Source organism: Paraburkholderia sp. GAS32, from assembly GCF_050434225.1.
Lineage (GTDB): Bacteria > Pseudomonadota > Gammaproteobacteria > Burkholderiales > Burkholderiaceae > Paraburkholderia > Paraburkholderia madseniana.
Genome location: NZ_JBNPVS010000010.1, coordinates 25694 through 41405 on the forward strand (window position 1 = coordinate 25694; position 15712 = coordinate 41405).

The 15712-nt window shown below is 59.9% G+C and carries 15 protein-coding genes; 13 read left to right on the forward strand and 2 right to left on the reverse strand.

Annotated features, from left to right (window positions below; translation table 11 throughout):
- Window positions 1-127: 127 nt before the first annotated feature.
- Window positions 128-286: a hypothetical protein gene (locus P3T25_RS14425; protein WP_171925436.1), complete on the forward strand. Its 159-nt coding sequence runs from the start codon at window positions 128-130 to the stop codon at window positions 284-286.
- A 542-nt stretch (window positions 287-828) separates the two neighbouring features.
- The gene (locus P3T25_RS14430; RefSeq protein ID WP_429358270.1) at window positions 829-1746 is read left to right on the forward strand and encodes a hypothetical protein; all 918 of its coding nucleotides are present in this window, start codon (window positions 829-831) and stop codon (window positions 1744-1746) included.
- Window positions 1747-1885: 139 nt separating this feature from the next.
- Here the strand turns inward: P3T25_RS14430 and P3T25_RS14435 are convergent, their stop codons facing one another.
- Window positions 1886-3445, reverse strand: coding sequence for a class I SAM-dependent methyltransferase (locus tag P3T25_RS14435; RefSeq protein WP_171925438.1), 1560 nt, complete (start codon window positions 3443-3445; stop codon window positions 1886-1888).
- Between the two features lie 362 nt (window positions 3446-3807).
- Between P3T25_RS14435 and P3T25_RS14440 the strand changes: the two genes are divergently transcribed.
- The 8 genes from P3T25_RS14440 (at window position 3808) to P3T25_RS14475 (ending at window position 10049) form a co-directional block, all read left to right on the forward strand.
- Window positions 3808-4731 carry a class I SAM-dependent methyltransferase gene (locus tag P3T25_RS14440; protein WP_429358271.1) on the forward strand — a complete coding sequence of 308 codons (924 nt, stop codon included), beginning with the start codon at window positions 3808-3810 and terminating at the stop codon, window positions 4729-4731.
- Window positions 4732-4820: 89 nt separating this feature from the next.
- Entirely contained in the window at window positions 4821-5222 is a 402-nt protein-coding gene (locus P3T25_RS14445; protein WP_171925440.1) for a MarR family winged helix-turn-helix transcriptional regulator, read from the forward strand.
- A gap of 295 nt (window positions 5223-5517) precedes the next feature.
- Complete coding sequence (locus tag P3T25_RS14450; protein ID WP_171925441.1) at window positions 5518-7191, forward strand: FAD-dependent oxidoreductase; 1674 nt, start codon at window positions 5518-5520, stop codon at window positions 7189-7191.
- A 108-nt stretch (window positions 7192-7299) separates the two neighbouring features.
- Window positions 7300-7581, forward strand: a complete 282-nt coding sequence (locus P3T25_RS14455; protein ID WP_429358272.1) for a hypothetical protein — start codon at window positions 7300-7302, stop codon at window positions 7579-7581.
- A gap of 346 nt (window positions 7582-7927) precedes the next feature.
- Complete coding sequence (locus tag P3T25_RS14460) at window positions 7928-8245, forward strand: hypothetical protein (protein ID WP_216674135.1); 318 nt, start codon at window positions 7928-7930, stop codon at window positions 8243-8245.
- Window positions 8246-8256: 11 nt separating this feature from the next.
- The gene (locus P3T25_RS14465) at window positions 8257-8565 is read left to right on the forward strand and encodes a hypothetical protein (RefSeq protein ID WP_154562664.1); all 309 of its coding nucleotides are present in this window, start codon (window positions 8257-8259) and stop codon (window positions 8563-8565) included.
- A gap of 248 nt (window positions 8566-8813) precedes the next feature.
- Window positions 8814-9458, forward strand: coding sequence for a hypothetical protein (locus tag P3T25_RS14470; protein ID WP_266237128.1), 645 nt, complete (start codon window positions 8814-8816; stop codon window positions 9456-9458).
- Window positions 9459-9545: 87 nt separating this feature from the next.
- Window positions 9546-10049, forward strand: a complete 504-nt coding sequence (locus P3T25_RS14475; RefSeq protein ID WP_171925445.1) for a M48 metallopeptidase family protein — start codon at window positions 9546-9548, stop codon at window positions 10047-10049.
- Window positions 10050-10126: 77 nt separating this feature from the next.
- On the opposite strand, the gene P3T25_RS14480 is transcribed toward P3T25_RS14475, so the two are convergent.
- The gene (locus tag P3T25_RS14480) at window positions 10127-12460 is read right to left on the reverse strand and encodes an FdhF/YdeP family oxidoreductase (RefSeq protein WP_171925446.1); all 2334 of its coding nucleotides are present in this window, start codon (window positions 12458-12460) and stop codon (window positions 10127-10129) included.
- Between the two features lie 169 nt (window positions 12461-12629).
- On the opposite strand from P3T25_RS14480, the gene P3T25_RS14485 reads away from it, so the two are divergent.
- The 3 genes from P3T25_RS14485 (at window position 12630) to P3T25_RS14495 (ending at window position 15694) form a co-directional block, all read left to right on the forward strand.
- Window positions 12630-14063 (forward strand): PLP-dependent aminotransferase family protein, encoded by a 1434-nt coding sequence (locus P3T25_RS14485; RefSeq protein ID WP_154562670.1) that lies wholly within the window; start codon window positions 12630-12632, stop codon window positions 14061-14063.
- Window positions 14064-14095: 32 nt separating this feature from the next.
- Window positions 14096-14404, forward strand: a complete 309-nt coding sequence (locus P3T25_RS14490; RefSeq protein WP_429358273.1) for a helix-turn-helix domain-containing protein — start codon at window positions 14096-14098, stop codon at window positions 14402-14404.
- Between the two features lie 159 nt (window positions 14405-14563).
- A complete protein-coding gene (locus P3T25_RS14495; protein ID WP_154562674.1) occupies window positions 14564-15694 on the forward strand; it encodes a BMP family ABC transporter substrate-binding protein in 1131 nt (376 codons plus the stop codon).
- The last annotated feature ends 18 nt before the right edge of the window (window positions 15695-15712 follow it).

Sequence of the window (15712 nt, forward strand, 5' to 3'; positions counted from 1 at the left end):
GTGCACTTTGGCTGCGGCCTCCTTGGCGAGCAGGCGTTGCGCCTGTTGATCGCCCTTTCCTGCTTCCTGCGCGGTTTGAACCGACGTCTCGCTTGCTTCGGCCAACAAAGCACGTGCGGCGCTGCTGATGTTGACCGTATACGACGACGCTGACGAAGCGGACGACGCGGGCGTGCTGGTGCTCGACCCCGTAGCCGAAGAGGCGCTCGTGCCCGATGCCGGGGCGCTCGACGCTGAACTCGAGGTAGACGCGGCGGATGAAGCCGCTGCTTGTGCGGCGCTTTGACCGATTGCCTGAATGGACATCCCAATCTCCCGATAGAGAAAAAACGTGTGTACTGCGTTCTGTCTATCGGCCTCGATTCGGAGTGCTTGAACAGTATATTTTTTCAAAATTTCCATCTTCTTAAGGATCTCTTAAGGAGAGGTAAAAATGCCAAACGGTTCTCGCCCGCATTCGGCACAGACTGGCAGCAAGAACACTACTAGCGACGAGCTTTGCAGACGCATGGGGGCATACCAGCCGGCGTAGTTTTACGCGCCGTCACCGTTCAGTCATGCGCGCATGTTTCCATATATTTCGTTTCATTGCCGGGTACCTGGCATATGCCGGTGCCTCTGCCTTTTCCGCCCGCATACCTGTTTCCGGAGACGAACATGCCCCGCATTCGATCTGCTTACACAGTAAGCCGCATTTTTAGTCGCACCGCACTAGCGTTCACCGCCCTCAGTTTCGCGGCTGGCGGCGCCAACGCGCAAACCGCGGCGAAGCCGTTAGTCACTCCGGGTTTTAGCATAACCGTGTTCGCGGCGGGTTCCGGCGGGTTGATGAGCGCACCGGATTCACTGGCCGTGCTCGATGGTCACGTTTGGGTCGGCTATGCAAATAACGGCGCACCAGATGGCTCGAACGGCGCGATGAGCGTGATTGTTGAATACGCGCAAGACGGCAGTGTCGTGAAGACTTATCAAGTCGCGGGACACAACGATGGCCTGAAGATCAATCCGTATACTCGCGAGATCTGGGCGATGCAGAATGAGGATGCGAATCCAAACCTCGTCATCATTAATCCCTCGACCGGCCAGGCATCCAAACCGTATTCCTTTGGCAAGACGCTGCACGGCGGCGGTTACGATGACATCGTGTTCAAGGACGGCCAGGCCTACTTCAGCGCGTCCAATCCCACCCTTAACAGTAGCGGCAAGAATATGGGGCCCGCGATTGTCCGCGTTGTGCACCTTGATGCGAGCACCTACACAATCGACGTCACTCCGGTAATGCGCGGCACATTGGACGCCAGCAACATTCCGTTTGGCACGGTGGCGAACCTGACCCTGACCGATCCGGATTCAATGACGCTGACGCCGTCGGGTGATGTACTGCTCGATGATCAGGGAGATGGTCAGCTTGTCTTGTTGCGCTCGTCGGGCGACGAACCGCGAGTGCAATATCTGCCGCTTCTCGGCAACGTGCAGGTGGACGACACGGTATTCGCCACTGCGCGACGGGGCTACCTGCTGGTGTCCGATACGAAGGCGAACGTGGTGTACAAGATTAGTGCCAATGTCTGGCAGCGCGACGCGGCGTTCTCCGCATCAACGGGCGTGGCCGCTACGAGTAGCACGCCGGCGGTGCCGGCTTATGTCGGCCAACTTGATCTGCGTAGCGGAGCACTCCTTCCTCTGGTGACCAATTTGGTAAGTCCGCACGGCATGGCCTTTGTATCGACAGACGACCGGCAGTAACGGCCGCGCGTTGATTGCAGGATGACGTGGTCGCCGTAAGCAATTCTGCGGCGATTGCGTTGGCCGAACGCGCGATTGTCCCCTGGAGGGGACGCGGTCATGGAGGTAGCGCCATCCGCTTGCCGACCGTATCTCTTCCTCAAGCGATTCCCAGTGCCTGCAATATGGGTAGATGTATTTCAGCAAAGCGATTCGCTTTCGCAATCAGATCGTCGCGGGTGTTCAGCGGGCTAACGGAAACGCCCTCCGTGACGTGAACTGGCGTGGGACTCGTACGCAAAGCAGCTTCGGCGAATTCGGCCCACTGTGTGGGTTCCCTTAAATGACGTCGCCTTGCCAACAGGAAGAGCTGTGGCACACGGGGAATCAAAACACCCGATCCGGACACGGGACTGACCAGAAATTGTACGTCCCCATGCTGGAGCGCCTGCTCGCAAATGGCGGCGTTCAGCCTGTCCGACGACGGACGAGCCAGATTAATGTGCGCCTCGTCCTGTACATTCAGCAACACGCCGGCCCCCACTAACAATGTTACGGCCTTGACAATGAAGGAGAGCGTAATTCCGCGTCCGCGGACGCTGGTTTCGATATCGGAGAGACGTGCGGGGTGATGGCTGGCAAGCGCGTCGAGAATCGGACCATATGAGCTTTCCGGTAGCGTCGCTTCTCCCAGCGCTCCGCGCACCTTCAGCAAGACCGAAGCCCTCGGCAGCGCCAGCATGACGCGATGCGCGCGCAGCGCCGTCTGCTGCGCCTCCTCACCGAGTGTTCGGCTCCCTTTGACCCAGTAATCTCGCCGCATCGACCGGTTGATGCAAAAGTCTCGTACGGTCTCCCGTAAAGCGGTATCCGGAATGCCCACCAACAAGGCGCGTTGAGCTGGGTTGAGATTGATCTCGTCGACGTGATCGCGATAGTCCGCAGAACAGCCATAGGTCAAACCGCTCGCGGCAAGCGATGATGTGACCTGCGAGAAAGTCATGGGCTGCCAGTCACGATTGAAATATTCATGCGCGAGGTAGTGCGTGTTCTCGTTGCACAATGCGTCGACACGTTCAGCCAGCTGCGGGTTGACCACTGCGTAGCCGGGTTGCGTCGCAACCACGGTCTTTACGAAGTCTAACGCCGCTGCAATGTGCGTCTGGACTTGCGTTTCGGCGGGCACGCCGCCGTGGGCATTCAACCTCGCGCTCGCCTGGAAATGACAGTTCATCAATTCGCGCACGGGCAACATCGTGGCCCACCCGGGCTGGGTGTTATAGCTCATATACACGACGCCGCCGTCATTGAGTTTGCGTCGTATGAAATCGGCAATGAGCGCACGGTTTTCGTCGGAAATCCAGCTCCAGATACCGTGCATGCCAATGAAATCAAATTTCGGCAATTCGTCTCGCCTACAAAATTCTGCGAAGCTTTCAGCGAACAAGCTTGCCTGCGATCCGGCGCACTGTGTCAATTGCCGTGCAAAGCTCGCATGAGACGGGTTGAAGTCGGTACCGAACCATCTTGTAGCTGACCCGGCTGCGTGGATATTCACGCTGACGCCGTGGCCGAATCCCAGTTCGCAGGCGGTACGCAGGGCCGGAGGGGCGAATCCAGACTGTAGCAACGGAAGTCTAAGGCGCAGCGGATCCAGTTCGTCGCAATAGCCGTACGTGTACGCAATACCATCAATGCCGCCGGCTTCCCACTCACTCACGTTCTAGCTCTCGTTTTCTTGAAGGATCGCCGTGCTGGAGCGGCGACTTCCCAACCCACTTTCAGCGGAGGCCGGGCGATACGGTCAACGTCAGCGGGCGCGGATCGCCTCGCCGTCGGGTCGACGTGATGCGAAGCCTCTCATAGCGCGGACCTCTTTGTCTATCCACAGTCCGACGCCAGACATTCCTGCGTGGTTTCCCGCTCTGATAGCAAGTCCCTCAGGTTCTCATAAGGTAACGTCCCTTACATTCATTCGCCGACGGCGATGCCGCCCAACTGCTGGTCGGCTGATCCGGGATGAGGTTCGAGTCTTTGGTCATTCGACACACCTCGTTATCCAATCGACATTCGTCCTTCGACATGAATAGCTCCGACTCCCAGCCCCAATCCGATGTGTGGTCCGATTGGCTGTTACATATCCGGCACGGAGATGATCCAGGGCACGAACGAGCCCTCCATGTCGAACTCAAACACCATGTGGACCGCGTTCTCGACGGCGCGAGGCTTACCCCTGGCATGACGCTCGCCGACATCGGTACCGGAGATGGGCTGATCGGTTTAAGCGCGATCGACCGGATAGGCCCATCGCTGCGCGTGCTTATGACGGATATTTCGGCACCTCTGCTTCGTCACACTGAAGCACTCGCAGTTCAGCGGAACATCCAGGATCAGTGCGTCTTCATCCAATGCTCCGCCGAATCGCTCGATGGCATTGAGGCTGGCACTGTCGATGCAGTCACGACACGGGCCGTTCTCGCGTATGTCCCGGACAAGATGGCCGCCCTGCGGGAATTTCATCGGATTCTCAGGCCCGGTGGCCGGCTGTCGATCGCCGAACCGATTATGCGCGACGATGCAATCGAGGCAAGCTCGCTGCGGAAAATCGTTGAAGGTCTGCCCGAGAAAGCAGGGGGCAACTTCTTCCACCTGCTGCATCGCTGGAAATCCGCTCAGTTTCCCGATACTGACGAAAAAATTTCTGCGAATCCGATTGCCAACTACGGCGAACGCGATCTGGTCCGCTTCGCTTTAGATGCGGGGTTCGCGGATATTCATATGGAGTTTCACATTGATGTACGTCCCGCCGCGGTCACCTCCTGGGACGTGCTGCTTGGCAGCTCGCCGCACCCTTGGGCTCCGCGGCTCGGCGACATTCTCGCGACGCAGTTCACAGTGGACGAACGACTATTCTTCGAACAGATCCTCCGCCCGCAAGTTGAAGGTCGCCGATTGGTCACGGCCGAGCGCACCGCTTACCTTACCGCGCTAAAGTCTCTTCGCTGACGCACATAGCCGCTTCGATCACATGCGGTCCCCGTACCAAGTTGTACTCCGCTCGATTTCCGGAAATTCTGTAAACCCTTGAGTCGACGATGTTAAGCGGCGACGTGACCTTCGCGCGTGTCATCTCTCTGTTCCATCTCCATCACCACGATTCGCAGACCATTGCTGAACTGGCCGAGGCAACTGGCCTGAGTCATGCTGCGGCCAGTCGTATGGTCGACGGACTGTATCGGGAAGGCGTGGTGGATCGTCGGGAGGCGGCCGAGGATCGCAGGCAGAAGTGTGTTGAATTGACACCTGCTGGCTTGAAAAAAATCGAGGCCATGCGCCAGGTAACAACCGAGGCCTATGCCGAGATGATGGCGCAAGTGCCAAAGGAACTACGTATCAGGCTCGACGAGATCCTGATGGAGCTCGAGCCGTACGTGATCCCTTCCGAACCAGAGCGGGGAGGCCGTCCGCGTAAACCCCGGTCGCGTCGCCAAAGCTGAGAAGGACGCGGCAACAATCGAATCGGCTGCAACGCTGGCCCGTTAGACCGCAGACACATAACGATTCACGAAGCGGCAGGGACCAGCCGCTTCAAGGCTTTTCGAATAGGCGCGCTGCCATTACCATCCAGCGTGCGGGCGAGCCACCGCGTCTCGCGCACTTTACTGCGACCGAAATTCAGGTACACAATCAGCACGGATATTGCAGTTCGCAGTCTCCAGTCCTTTTGATTATTCGTGCCCTCAAGGTGCTCACCCGGGTCACAATCCGTGCCCACTCATTTGGAATCTCTCCATGAGCGATAAATCGTCGGGCGGAGTTGGAGAATTGGTGTCAGGCGGCAGCCGCCACCACCAGATTTTTCCAACGCTGAATGAAAGACAGTTTGCACTATTGGAGAGGTACGGTGAGCGACGCAGGCTGAACACGGGCGATGTGCTGTTCTCCGAAGGCGACCGGCACATTCCCATGTTCGCCATCGTCTCAGGGACTATCGAGGCGACGAGAGGCTCAGGAGACGGTCTCCATGTGCTGGGCAGGCACGGTCCAGGCAGCTTCACAGGTGAGGTCGGAACGCTTGCCGGCCGCGCCGCGGTGGCCACGGCGCGCGCCACCAGTGATTGCGAAGTCATCGTTATCGACGAGGAATCGCTGCGCGCGCTCGTCATCGCGGAAGCTGAATTAAGCGAAACAATCATGCGCGCGTTCATCCTGCGCCGGGTCGCTTTTATTCAGGACCAGAGCGGGGGTATTCTGGTCATTGGCAGTTCGGCGTCCGCGGCCACGTTCCGTCTTCGGCATTTTCTGAGCCGCAACGGTCAGCCATCGGCCTACTTCGATATCGTCGAGCATCAGGAAGCGCAGGCGCTTCTCGAACGCAATGGCGCGACAGAAGCTGATATACCAGTGGTCATCACGCTACAAGGTCACGTTCTGAAGTGCCCGACCCACCGCGCCGTGGCCGATGCAATCGGTCTCAGTCCCGACAAGCTGAATGGCGAGCGGTTCGATGTGGTCGTGGTGGGCGCCGGCCCGGCAGGTCTTGCGGCCGCGGTGTACGCGGCCTCCGAAGGCTTGAAGGTCGCGGTCCTCGACACCAAGGCGCCGGGTGGCCAGGCGGGTACCAGTTCAAAGATAGAAAATTACTTCGGGTTTCCAACGGGCATCTCGGGTCAAGCGCTTGCCGGCCGCGGCCTGTCGCAATGCCGCAAGTTCGGTGCCGAGGTCGGCGTACCCATTGAAGCGCTCGGCATCGATTGCCAGGACGCACCGCCTTTTCACATTCGGCTCAATTACGACGAGCACGTATATGCCAGCGCCGTCGTCATTGCTACTGGCGCGCGTTATCGGAAACCGCCGCTGGACCGCCTGGAGAATTTCGAGGGGCGCGGCGTTTACTACAGCGCAACGTTCATGGAAGCCGCGTTTTGTGCCAACGAAGAATTGATTATCGTTGGTGGCGGAAATTCAGCCGGCCAGGCAGCGGTTTTTCTCGCGGGATTTGCGCGGCATGTTCACATCGTGATTCGCGGTGACGGACTCAATGCGAGCATGTCGAATTATCTGATCCGACGGATCGATGCGGCGTCCAACATTACCGTTCATCAGCGGACCCAAGTCGTGGAGCTGTACGGCGAGGAGCGGCTTGAATCGGTCAAATGGGACCGGCAAGGGGAGATCGAACAAAAACCGATCCGGCACGTCTTCCTGTTTCTCGGTGCGCAGCCCAGTACCGGCTGGCTCGGCGATTGTGTTGCGCTGGACAAGAACGGCTTCGTGCTCACCGGCACCGATGCACTTAAGGCGTGTCCGCCGGATCGTCCGCCTCGATTTCTGGAGACGAGCCGGCAAGGCATCTTTGCAGTTGGTGACGTTCGCAGTGGTTCGGTGAAGAGGGTCGCGGCTGCTGTCGGAGAGGGCGCCGCTGTCCTTCAGTCGCTGCATGAATATTTGGCCCTGTATGAGTGAAGTCTGACTGCGAGTGTCAACAAAATAGCGGCGTTGGGACGCATGCCGTGCTCGCCAGCGAGATCCGTGTCGTCAGGTATGACATGCTACGATTCCTCGAAGATCACGATGGAGGTAGCTATGTGGGACAAGATCGAACACAGCGGATATGAAGTCTGGGTCCTTCCGATCCTTGCATACGGTCCACCGGCCCCAACCACCTTGTGGCACTACTCGGCGTACATCTGTCGCCACGGTTCCGATGCCCACCTCGCCGGGCAGAGCATTCGCTTCCAGGAACTTGTCGCCACGTTCGGCAGCGAAGAAGCGGCCCGCGAGGCTGGGTATGTAGAAGGAAAGCGGCGTGTCGACCTGATGGTCGAAGGCGGCTCGGTCGTCAGCAACGGCTGATCACTGCTCTAGTTGTTCAAAATGCAACTCTGGATTCAACCATGCGCACGATGCGCTGATCTCTACGGGCAGTCGGCTACTGCGGCTCCGCATGACGACCTGACGCCTAACGGCGTCGGCACCGTGAAGGATACGCGAGCAGAAGAGCACTACACGTGCGTGCGGTGCGGCGGCGTGTTTGCACGCATTCTCGCAGGTGCGCCCACGCGACAGATCTGGATGCTCCTGAACGCGGGGCAGCACTGATTATCTTGCGCCAGAGGGTCGGCTTGCGGATAGTATCCTTCATACGAGGATTCCTCGAAGATACCGACGGAGGCCGCTATGTGGACCTGTCGAAACTGCAATGTCTCGTTCGACTTCGATCGCGTCGAGCCGGAACTGGATGAACAAGGATTCTTTTTCCTCTGTCCCGCCTGTGACTACCGCAACAAGCTGGTGGATACAGGTCCAGACGCGACCGGGCGCCCGAAGCTTGTCCAGAGCGACGACGGGGTCTCGCGTCAAGATCAGTCTGACTGAAGACAACGCTGCCGAACACCTTCCGCGGGGAATTGCGCTCGAGGCGCGCCGCGTCGCCGTCGCAGACGATCCGGCGAGGAAATTGGCTGGTGAACCAGAAAAAGAAGCAGCGCATAATAGTGAAATTCCTTTGGCAGAATGATGGAGGCAGATATGGCCACGTTTGCTATAGACGCCATTCGCATCAATCCGACGAACGACAGGATTACCCATGTGCGTTGGGCTCCCGTCGACCCGGCGACGCGTGATTGGTTGTCCCCCACGTCGATTGTCGAGGTGGCCGAAGTCGTGGCCACGATCCGTCGGGGGAATGCTGTTTGGTCCCTTTTTACGCTCGGCGGCATACGGTTTCTGGGGCCAAAAATCGTGTCTGTCGCTCACACCGACGGCCATGACGGGATTGACACTGATGTCCCTGGCGAGCATGTCGAAAAATGTATTGACGACCTGCCGCACGTTTGACCGCCCACACTCGGTCAGGCGGACCTTGGCGTAGCGGTGCTGTCGCTGCGCACGGTCACGGTGTCCTCGAAAATCATTCGCAAAGACCGCAAATTGACGTGCAAGGCGGCGCGCCTTCCTGCTTGCCCTCGTGGCGAAACATATCGAACTGGCGGCCGCCGCGGCCCGGATAATTGCGCCGTTGCGAAGAACGTTGCCATGTTTAATGTAAATTGGTCGTTCTTGAGAGCGCCTTTCAGCGAGACACCATGAAAAACGGAAAACCAAAACTAACGCGTCGTGATGCAGACGGTCTTTTCCCCGACCTGCAGCAAAGCGGCGCCCATCTCGCTAGCCGGCCTGATAACCCGTTCGGAGAAAAAGTTTCCAGAACAACCGATCGACGTGATCGTGGCGAGGCAAAGCTTTGGAAAGACAACCTCGTTACCTTGCCTGCAGCGATCGAATTGCCTCCGGGGTACGAGTCGGTGTCGCACGTGCGCGATGCGATGGAGCGGGCCTGGCGTATGAAATGGGTCCGGGAAAGCGGCAATGAGGTCGTCGCGGAATTTCCTGAAGGCTGGGCGGCCATTCGGCCGGCCAGCGGCGCAGTGGAGTTAAAGGACGCAACCGGCGTGGTCCGGGCCGTGTACGGCTGGGCAGGGGATGCTGAAGTGAGACTCCTGCCACGGTATCGGGTCGAAACGCAGGAGAACAGTTCGAGCGGTCTTGGCAGTTTGCTTGTCCGTGATCGCGAGAACGGACAGATTCTCGAGAGGTCGTCGACATGGTCTGCGCAGACCGGGACCAACCACCCCGATTGGACCCGGCTGTCGGCGTGGCTCGACAAGCAGTATCCGCTTCACCGGGATCCGCTGCGGTTGTGGACGGACTGCGAAGACAATCGCGGTTGAATTCGACCCAACGAAAATCCGCGTCCCGCTGTCTCCGCCGCGAGGCATGCAACTCCCGTGCCGTCGCCATTCGCAAAGAACACCATCATGCAACACCTGAAATACCTGACAGGCTACCCAGCCGGGCTACAGGAAAAAGTCAAAAAACTGATAGCCGACGAACAACTAGGCCCTTACCTCGCGAAGCGGTACCCCGACACGCACCAAGTGCAAACAGACCGGGCCCTGTACGAGTACTGCGCGGAGCTCAAGCGCGAACACCTTCGCAACGGCACGCAAATCGACAAAGTCACCTACGATAGCAAGCTCGACGTCGTGCGCCACGCACTCGGCCTGCATACGAGCATCTCGCGTGTGCAGGGCGGCAAACTGAAGGCAAAAAAAGAAATCCGCATCGCCTCGCTATTCAGGGACGCCGCGCCGGAGTTCCTGAAAATGATCGTCGTGCACGAACTCGCTCACTTGAAAGAAAGCGACCACAACAAGGCGTTCTACCGCCTCTGCGAGTTCATGCAACCGGGCTACCACCAGATTGAATTCGATCTGCGCTTGTATCTCACGCACCGCGATCTGAAGAAGGCTCAGACCTGAGCGTTAAGCCTCGAGCTTCGGGATTCACTGATGATCAGAATCCCGCGAAACTCGCAAACGATGGCAACGGTCAGCGGTCAAGCGGCAACCGCTTCGGCTGCTTCAACCGTCTCAACCGCCGACGCCGTCAACAACACCGGAATCGACTTCGAAGTCGGCGTCCCCGCGCCATCGGCAACCGAAGAGAGCGGTACCAGCGGATTCGTCTCCGGATAGTAAGCGCCAAGACACCCGCGCGGAATGTCGTATTCCACCAGCAGGAACCCGGCCGCGTGACGCTCGATCCCATCGGCCCACACGCTCTTGATATCCACACGCTGGCCCGCAACGAAACCCAGCATCGCGAGATCGTCCTTGTTGGCGAACAGCACGCGCCGCTGCCCATATACGCCGCGATAACGGTCGTCGAGGCCGTAAATCGTCGTGTTGTACTGGTCGTGTGAACGCGTCGTCATCAGGGTCATCAGACGCTCGCCATGCTCGGCGCGCGCCTGATGAATCGGCGTGTCGACGTCAATCGCATGCACGAGGAACTGCGCCTTGCCGCTTGGCGTCTTCCAGATCCGCTCGCGCGACGCCACACCCAGGTGAAAACCGCCCGGGTTCTTGAGGCGCTCGTTGTAGTTCTGGAAGCCGTCGATCACCTGCGCAATGCCGTCGCGAATCAACGCGTAGTCTGCTGCCTGCGCGAGCCAATCGACCTTGCTGCTGCCGAGCGTGGCGTGCGCCATGCGCGCGACGATTGCAATCTCCGACAACAGATTCTCCGAGGCCGGCTTGTTCATGCCGTACGAGATGTGCACCATGCTCATCGAATCCTCGACGCTCACGCCTTGCGCCACACCATTCTGCAGATCGATTTCGGTGCGTCCGAGCGTCGGCAGAATCAGCGCGTCGCGGCCATGTATGAGGTGGCTGCGGTTCAGTTTGGTCGTGATGTGGACGGTCAGTTCGCACGAGCGCATCGCTTCCCATGTGCGCGGCGTGTCCGGCGTCGCGATCGAGAAGTTGCCGCCGAGGCCGATAAACACCTTCACCTTGCCGTCGAGCATCGCCTGGATCGTGTTGACGACGTCGAGACCATGCTCACGCGGCGGTTCGAAATCGTAGACTTCGCCGAGCCGATCGAGAAACGCCTGAGTCGGCCGTTCTTCGATGCCGACCGTGCGGTCGCCCTGCACATTCGAGTGTCCGCGCACCGGGCACAAGCCCGCGCCGCGGCGGCCGATATTGCCGCGCATCATCATCAGGTTCGACAGGATCTGCACCGTCGGCACGGAGTTCTTGTGCTGCGTGAGGCCCATGCCCCACGTCGAAATCACTGCACGGCCCTTCACGTAGATGTCGGCAAGCTTCAGTACGTCTTCAAACGGCACACCCGATTCGGCGACGATCGTGTCCCAGCTTTCGGCACGCAAATCGTCGGCGAACGCATCGAAGCCGACCGTGTGTTCGGCGATGAACGCGACGTCGAGCACGCGTTCCAGACCCGAGGCCAACGCTTCGTCGTCGAGTTCGATCACGCGTTTGGCAACGCCCTTGATCAAGGCGAAATCGCCGCCCACCTTTGGGCGGATGAATACGGAGCTGATCTTCGTGCTGCCCATCGTGATCATTTCCACCGGATGCTGCGGGCTGGCAAAGCGTTCGAGGCCTCGTTCCTTCAGCGGATTGATCGACACGATGGTCGCGCCGCGCTTCGCGCATTCACGCAGTTCGCCGAGCATGCGCGGATGGTTGGTCGCCGGATTCTGGCCGAAGATCAGCAGCGTATCGGCGTGTTCGAAGTCGTCGAGCGTGACTGTGCCTTTGCCGATGCCGACCGTGTGCGGCAAGCCGCGGCTGGTGGCTTCGTGGCACATGTTCGAGCAATCGGGGAAATTGTTGGTGCCGTACATGCGCACGAACAACTGGTACAGGAAGGCGGCTTCGTTGCTGGCGCGCCCCGACGTGTAGAAGGCGGCGCTGTCCGGATCGTCGAGGCGTTTCAGGTGGTCGGCAATGAGGTCGAATGCTTCGTCCCAGCCGATCGGCACGTAACGGTCGCGCACGGCGTCATAGACGAGCGGGTCGGTCAGGCGGCCATGTTGTTCCAACTCGAAATCCGACTGCGCCATCAGTTCTTCGACCGTATGTTCCTCGAAGAACGCCGGCGTCACGCGCTTGCTGGTCGCCTCGGCCGCCACAGCCTTGACGCCGTTTTCGCAGAACTCGAAGGTCGACGCATGCTCGCGGTCCGGCCACGCGCAACCCGGGCAGTCGAAGCCGTCCGGCTGATTCTGCTTGAGCAGCATGCGGTAGTCGCCGCCCGTCACCTTTTCCTTGAGGAGGTTGATGGCGACGTATTTGAGCGCGCCCCAGCCAGCGGCGGGGTGGGTATACGGTTCGATGCGAGCTTCAGGTTTCTTCATGATCTTGCCGCCGGAGGTGGCTTGGACGAGGCTTTATGCCGATGCATGAAAGCCTACTGTGTTCCAAAAACGGCGCAGCATACAGAAAATCGGAAAGGAGAGGGGTACAGTTGGTGGAAATTTGTCATAGACTGGCGTTCCCGCCCATGTTTTTGTTCGAGCCTGGTCCTTGAAACTGTACGAAAAACTCGCCGACGAAATGACCGAAGCCGTACGCCGCGGCGTCTTCGCGGCGGGCGAGCGGATTCCGTCGGTGCGGCAGGCGAGCCAGCAGCACGGCGTCAGCATCAAGACCGTGTTGCACGCATACGCGTTGCTGGAAAGCCGGGGGATTGTCGAAACCAGGCCGCAGTCGGGCTATTTCGTGCGCGATGCGGTGGCGACGGCGGCCGCGCTCGACGAGCCGCGTCTGAACCGCCAGCCGGCAACCCAGGCGCTGCCGGTGGCCGCTGAGGTCGACGTAAGCCGCCTCGTGCTGTCGACCCTGCGCAGCATCCGCGCGCATGATGCCGTTCCGCTCGGCTCACCGTATCCCGATCCGTCGCTGTTTCCGTGGCGGCGCATCAACCAGTACGCAAATGCGATCGCCCGGCGTCACGCGAGCTGGAATCTGATCGACGACCTGCCGCCCGGCAATCCCGAGCTGATCCGGCAGATCGCGCGGCGCTATGCCGAGAATGGCGTGCCGGTCGATCCCGACGAAATCATCATCACGCTCGGCGCGACGGAGGCGATCAACCTCAGCTTGCAGGCGGTCGCCAAGCCGGGCGACACGGTCGCCGTCGAGTCGCCGACTTACTACGCGATGCTGCACGCCATCGAGCGTCTCGGCATGCGCGCCATCGAAGTGGCGACGCATCCGGTCCACGGCATCGACATCGAGGCATTGGCCCAGGTCATCGCGCGGCAGAAGATCGCCGCGTGCATGGTGATGCCGAACTTCCAGAATCCGCTCGGTTTCCAGATGCCGGACGCGCGCAAGCAGCAACTGGTCGAACTGCTCGCCGCGCACGAGATTCCTGCCATCGAGAACGATGTCTATCAGGAGTTGTACTTCGGCGAGGCGCGTCCATCGACGCTGAAGAACTACGACACCAAAGGGCTGGTGCTGCATTGCGCATCGTTTTCGAAGAGCCTCACCGCTTCGTACCGGATCGGCTGGGCGATGCCGGGGCGCTACCGCGCACAGGTCGAGAAGCTGAAGTTTCTCAACACGCTGACCACGCCTTCGGTGCCGCAAGTCGCCGTCGCCGATTACCTGAAGCAGGACGGCTACGACCGGCATCTGCGGCACGTGCGCAAGATCTACCGGCAACAGGCGAGCATCATGATGGCGATGGTGCAGCGGTTTTTTCCGGCGGGCACGCGCATGTCGGCGCCGCAAGGCGGGTACGTGCTGTGGGTGGAGTTGCCAGAACGGGTCGATTCGATGCGGCTCTATCAGGCGGCGCTCGCGCGCAGCATCACGATCGGGCCAGGCATGATGTTTTCGATGCGCGACGATTTTCGCCACTTCATCCGGCTCAATTACAGCTATCCGTGGACGGCGCAGACCGAGGCGGCATTGAAGACGCTGGGTGAACTGGTGGCGCAGATGGCCTGATCGGCCTTGAGAAAAGCGAGGAGACATTCACGATGGAAGACGAGGAACTCGATCCGGTACTGGTAGCCGTGCTGGCGCAGTTGTGGCGCGCGCATTTGGAGACGCCTGGCGGCGCGTGGTCGCTCGCCAAGCTTTCTAAACAGGCGGATGTGCCGATGAGCGGCTTACGACGGCAGTTAACGGCGCTGGTCGACGGCGGCCTGGTGGACACCACGTTCAACGAGGAAGGCACGGGAACGGCGCGCCTGAGCGAGAACGGGCAGGGCTTGTGCGCGGATTTGTTCGGTGAGGGCGATTCGCCCGGCGAAGAGCAGGCGGACCCGCCGCCGCGCGTTCACTGAGGTTTTTGCCACCAAAATACAGATTTCGTTATGGGCGAGATAACGAGAAATAATTTTTCCGCGGAAATTGACCTTCGAATATGACCCCCTATGCTGGAGCCTTGCCCGGGACAGTCCCGGCACTTTGGCAGGCACCTGGAAATCATCTTCGGAGAATTCATGAAAGCAAAGCTGGCGCGAGTGCTGCATCACTCATTGCGCATCAAAACCGTCCGGACCGTTCTTGCCGCAGCGTTCGGCGCGTCCCTCGCGCTCGGTGCCGGAGCGGCAGCCGCCGCGACTGCGCAGCCGCTCGGCATCGCCTTCGTCTACCTCGGTAATCCGGGCGACGCCGGCTGGACCTACGCGCACGAGCAGGGCGTGAAAGAGGTCGAGGCGAAATTCGGCGACAAGATCAAGGTGACGCGCGTCGAGAACGTGCCGGAGTCGGCGGATTCGGAGCGCGTGTTTCGCGATCTGGCGTCTAAGGGCAACAAGATCGTGGTCGGCTCGAGTTTCGGCTTCCAGGATTTCGAGCTGAAGGTCGCCAAGGACTTCCCGGACGCCGTGTTCGAACATGCGACCGGCTACAAGAAGGCCGCCAACTTCGCCACCTATGACGTGCGGACCTACCAGAGCGCCTACCTGGCCGGACTGGTCGCCGGCTATACGACGAAGTCCAACACGCTCGGCTTTGTCGGCTCGGTGCCGGTGCCGGAGGTGGTGCGCAACATCAACGCATTCACGATGGGTGCGCGCTCGGTCAATCCGAATGCACGCGTGAAGGTCGTGTGGATCAATAGCTGGTTCGACCCGGGCCTCGAAAAGCAGGCCGCCGAGACGCTGATCGGCCAGGGCGCCGACGTGCTGATCCAGAACACCGATTCGACGGCGACGATGCAGACAGCCGAGCAGAGGAAAGTGCATGCATTCGGCTGGGACTCCGATATGAAGAAGTTCGGGCCGAACGCGCAGTTGGGCGCGTGCGTGAGCAACTGGGGCGTGTACTACACGCATCTGGTGCAGCAGGTGATGGCGGGTTCGTGGAATAACTCGCCCGTGTGGTGGGGGCTGAAAGAGAAGGCGATCGATCTGGCCAACATCAACACGAATGCGGTGTCGCCGACGGCGCAAAAGGCGTTGAGCCAGAAGCGTGACGACATCATCTCCGGCAAGTTCAATCCGTTTGCCGGTCCGATCGCGGATCAGTCCGGTGTGGTGAAGGTCGCCGCGGGCAAGTCGTTGAGCGATGCGGAGCTGCTGCGTTTGAACTGGTTCGTGCAAGGCGTCGACGGTTCGCTGCCGAAGTAAGGCATTGATTGGCTTGCC

Bases quoted from the DNA above. Each gene is read 5' to 3' on its own strand.
- P3T25_RS14455 (WP_429358272.1), top strand. From the start codon at position 7,300: ATGGAGGTAGCTATGTGGGACAAGATCGAACACAGCGGATATGAAGTC.
- P3T25_RS14495 (WP_154562674.1), top strand. From the start codon at position 14,564: ATGAAAGCAAAGCTGGCGCGAGTGCTGCATCACTCATTGCGCATCAAA.
- P3T25_RS14430 (WP_429358270.1), top strand. From the start codon at position 829: ATGAGCGCACCGGATTCACTGGCCGTGCTCGATGGTCACGTTTGGGTC.
- P3T25_RS14490 (WP_429358273.1), top strand. From the start codon at position 14,096: ATGGAAGACGAGGAACTCGATCCGGTACTGGTAGCCGTGCTGGCGCAG.
- P3T25_RS14470 (WP_266237128.1), top strand. From the start codon at position 8,814: ATGAAAAACGGAAAACCAAAACTAACGCGTCGTGATGCAGACGGTCTT.
- P3T25_RS14460 (WP_216674135.1), top strand. From the start codon at position 7,928: ATGTCTCGTTCGACTTCGATCGCGTCGAGCCGGAACTGGATGAACAAG.
- P3T25_RS14465 (WP_154562664.1), top strand. From the start codon at position 8,257: ATGGCCACGTTTGCTATAGACGCCATTCGCATCAATCCGACGAACGAC.
- P3T25_RS14475 (WP_171925445.1), top strand. From the start codon at position 9,546: ATGCAACACCTGAAATACCTGACAGGCTACCCAGCCGGGCTACAGGAA.
- P3T25_RS14425 (WP_171925436.1), top strand. From the start codon at position 128: ATGTTGACCGTATACGACGACGCTGACGAAGCGGACGACGCGGGCGTG.
- P3T25_RS14440 (WP_429358271.1), top strand. From the start codon at position 3,808: ATGAATAGCTCCGACTCCCAGCCCCAATCCGATGTGTGGTCCGATTGG.
- P3T25_RS14445 (WP_171925440.1), top strand. From the start codon at position 4,821: ATGTTAAGCGGCGACGTGACCTTCGCGCGTGTCATCTCTCTGTTCCAT.
- P3T25_RS14480 (WP_171925446.1), bottom strand. From the start codon at position 12,460: ATGAAGAAACCTGAAGCTCGCATCGAACCGTATACCCACCCCGCCGCT.
- P3T25_RS14450 (WP_171925441.1), top strand. From the start codon at position 5,518: ATGAGCGATAAATCGTCGGGCGGAGTTGGAGAATTGGTGTCAGGCGGC.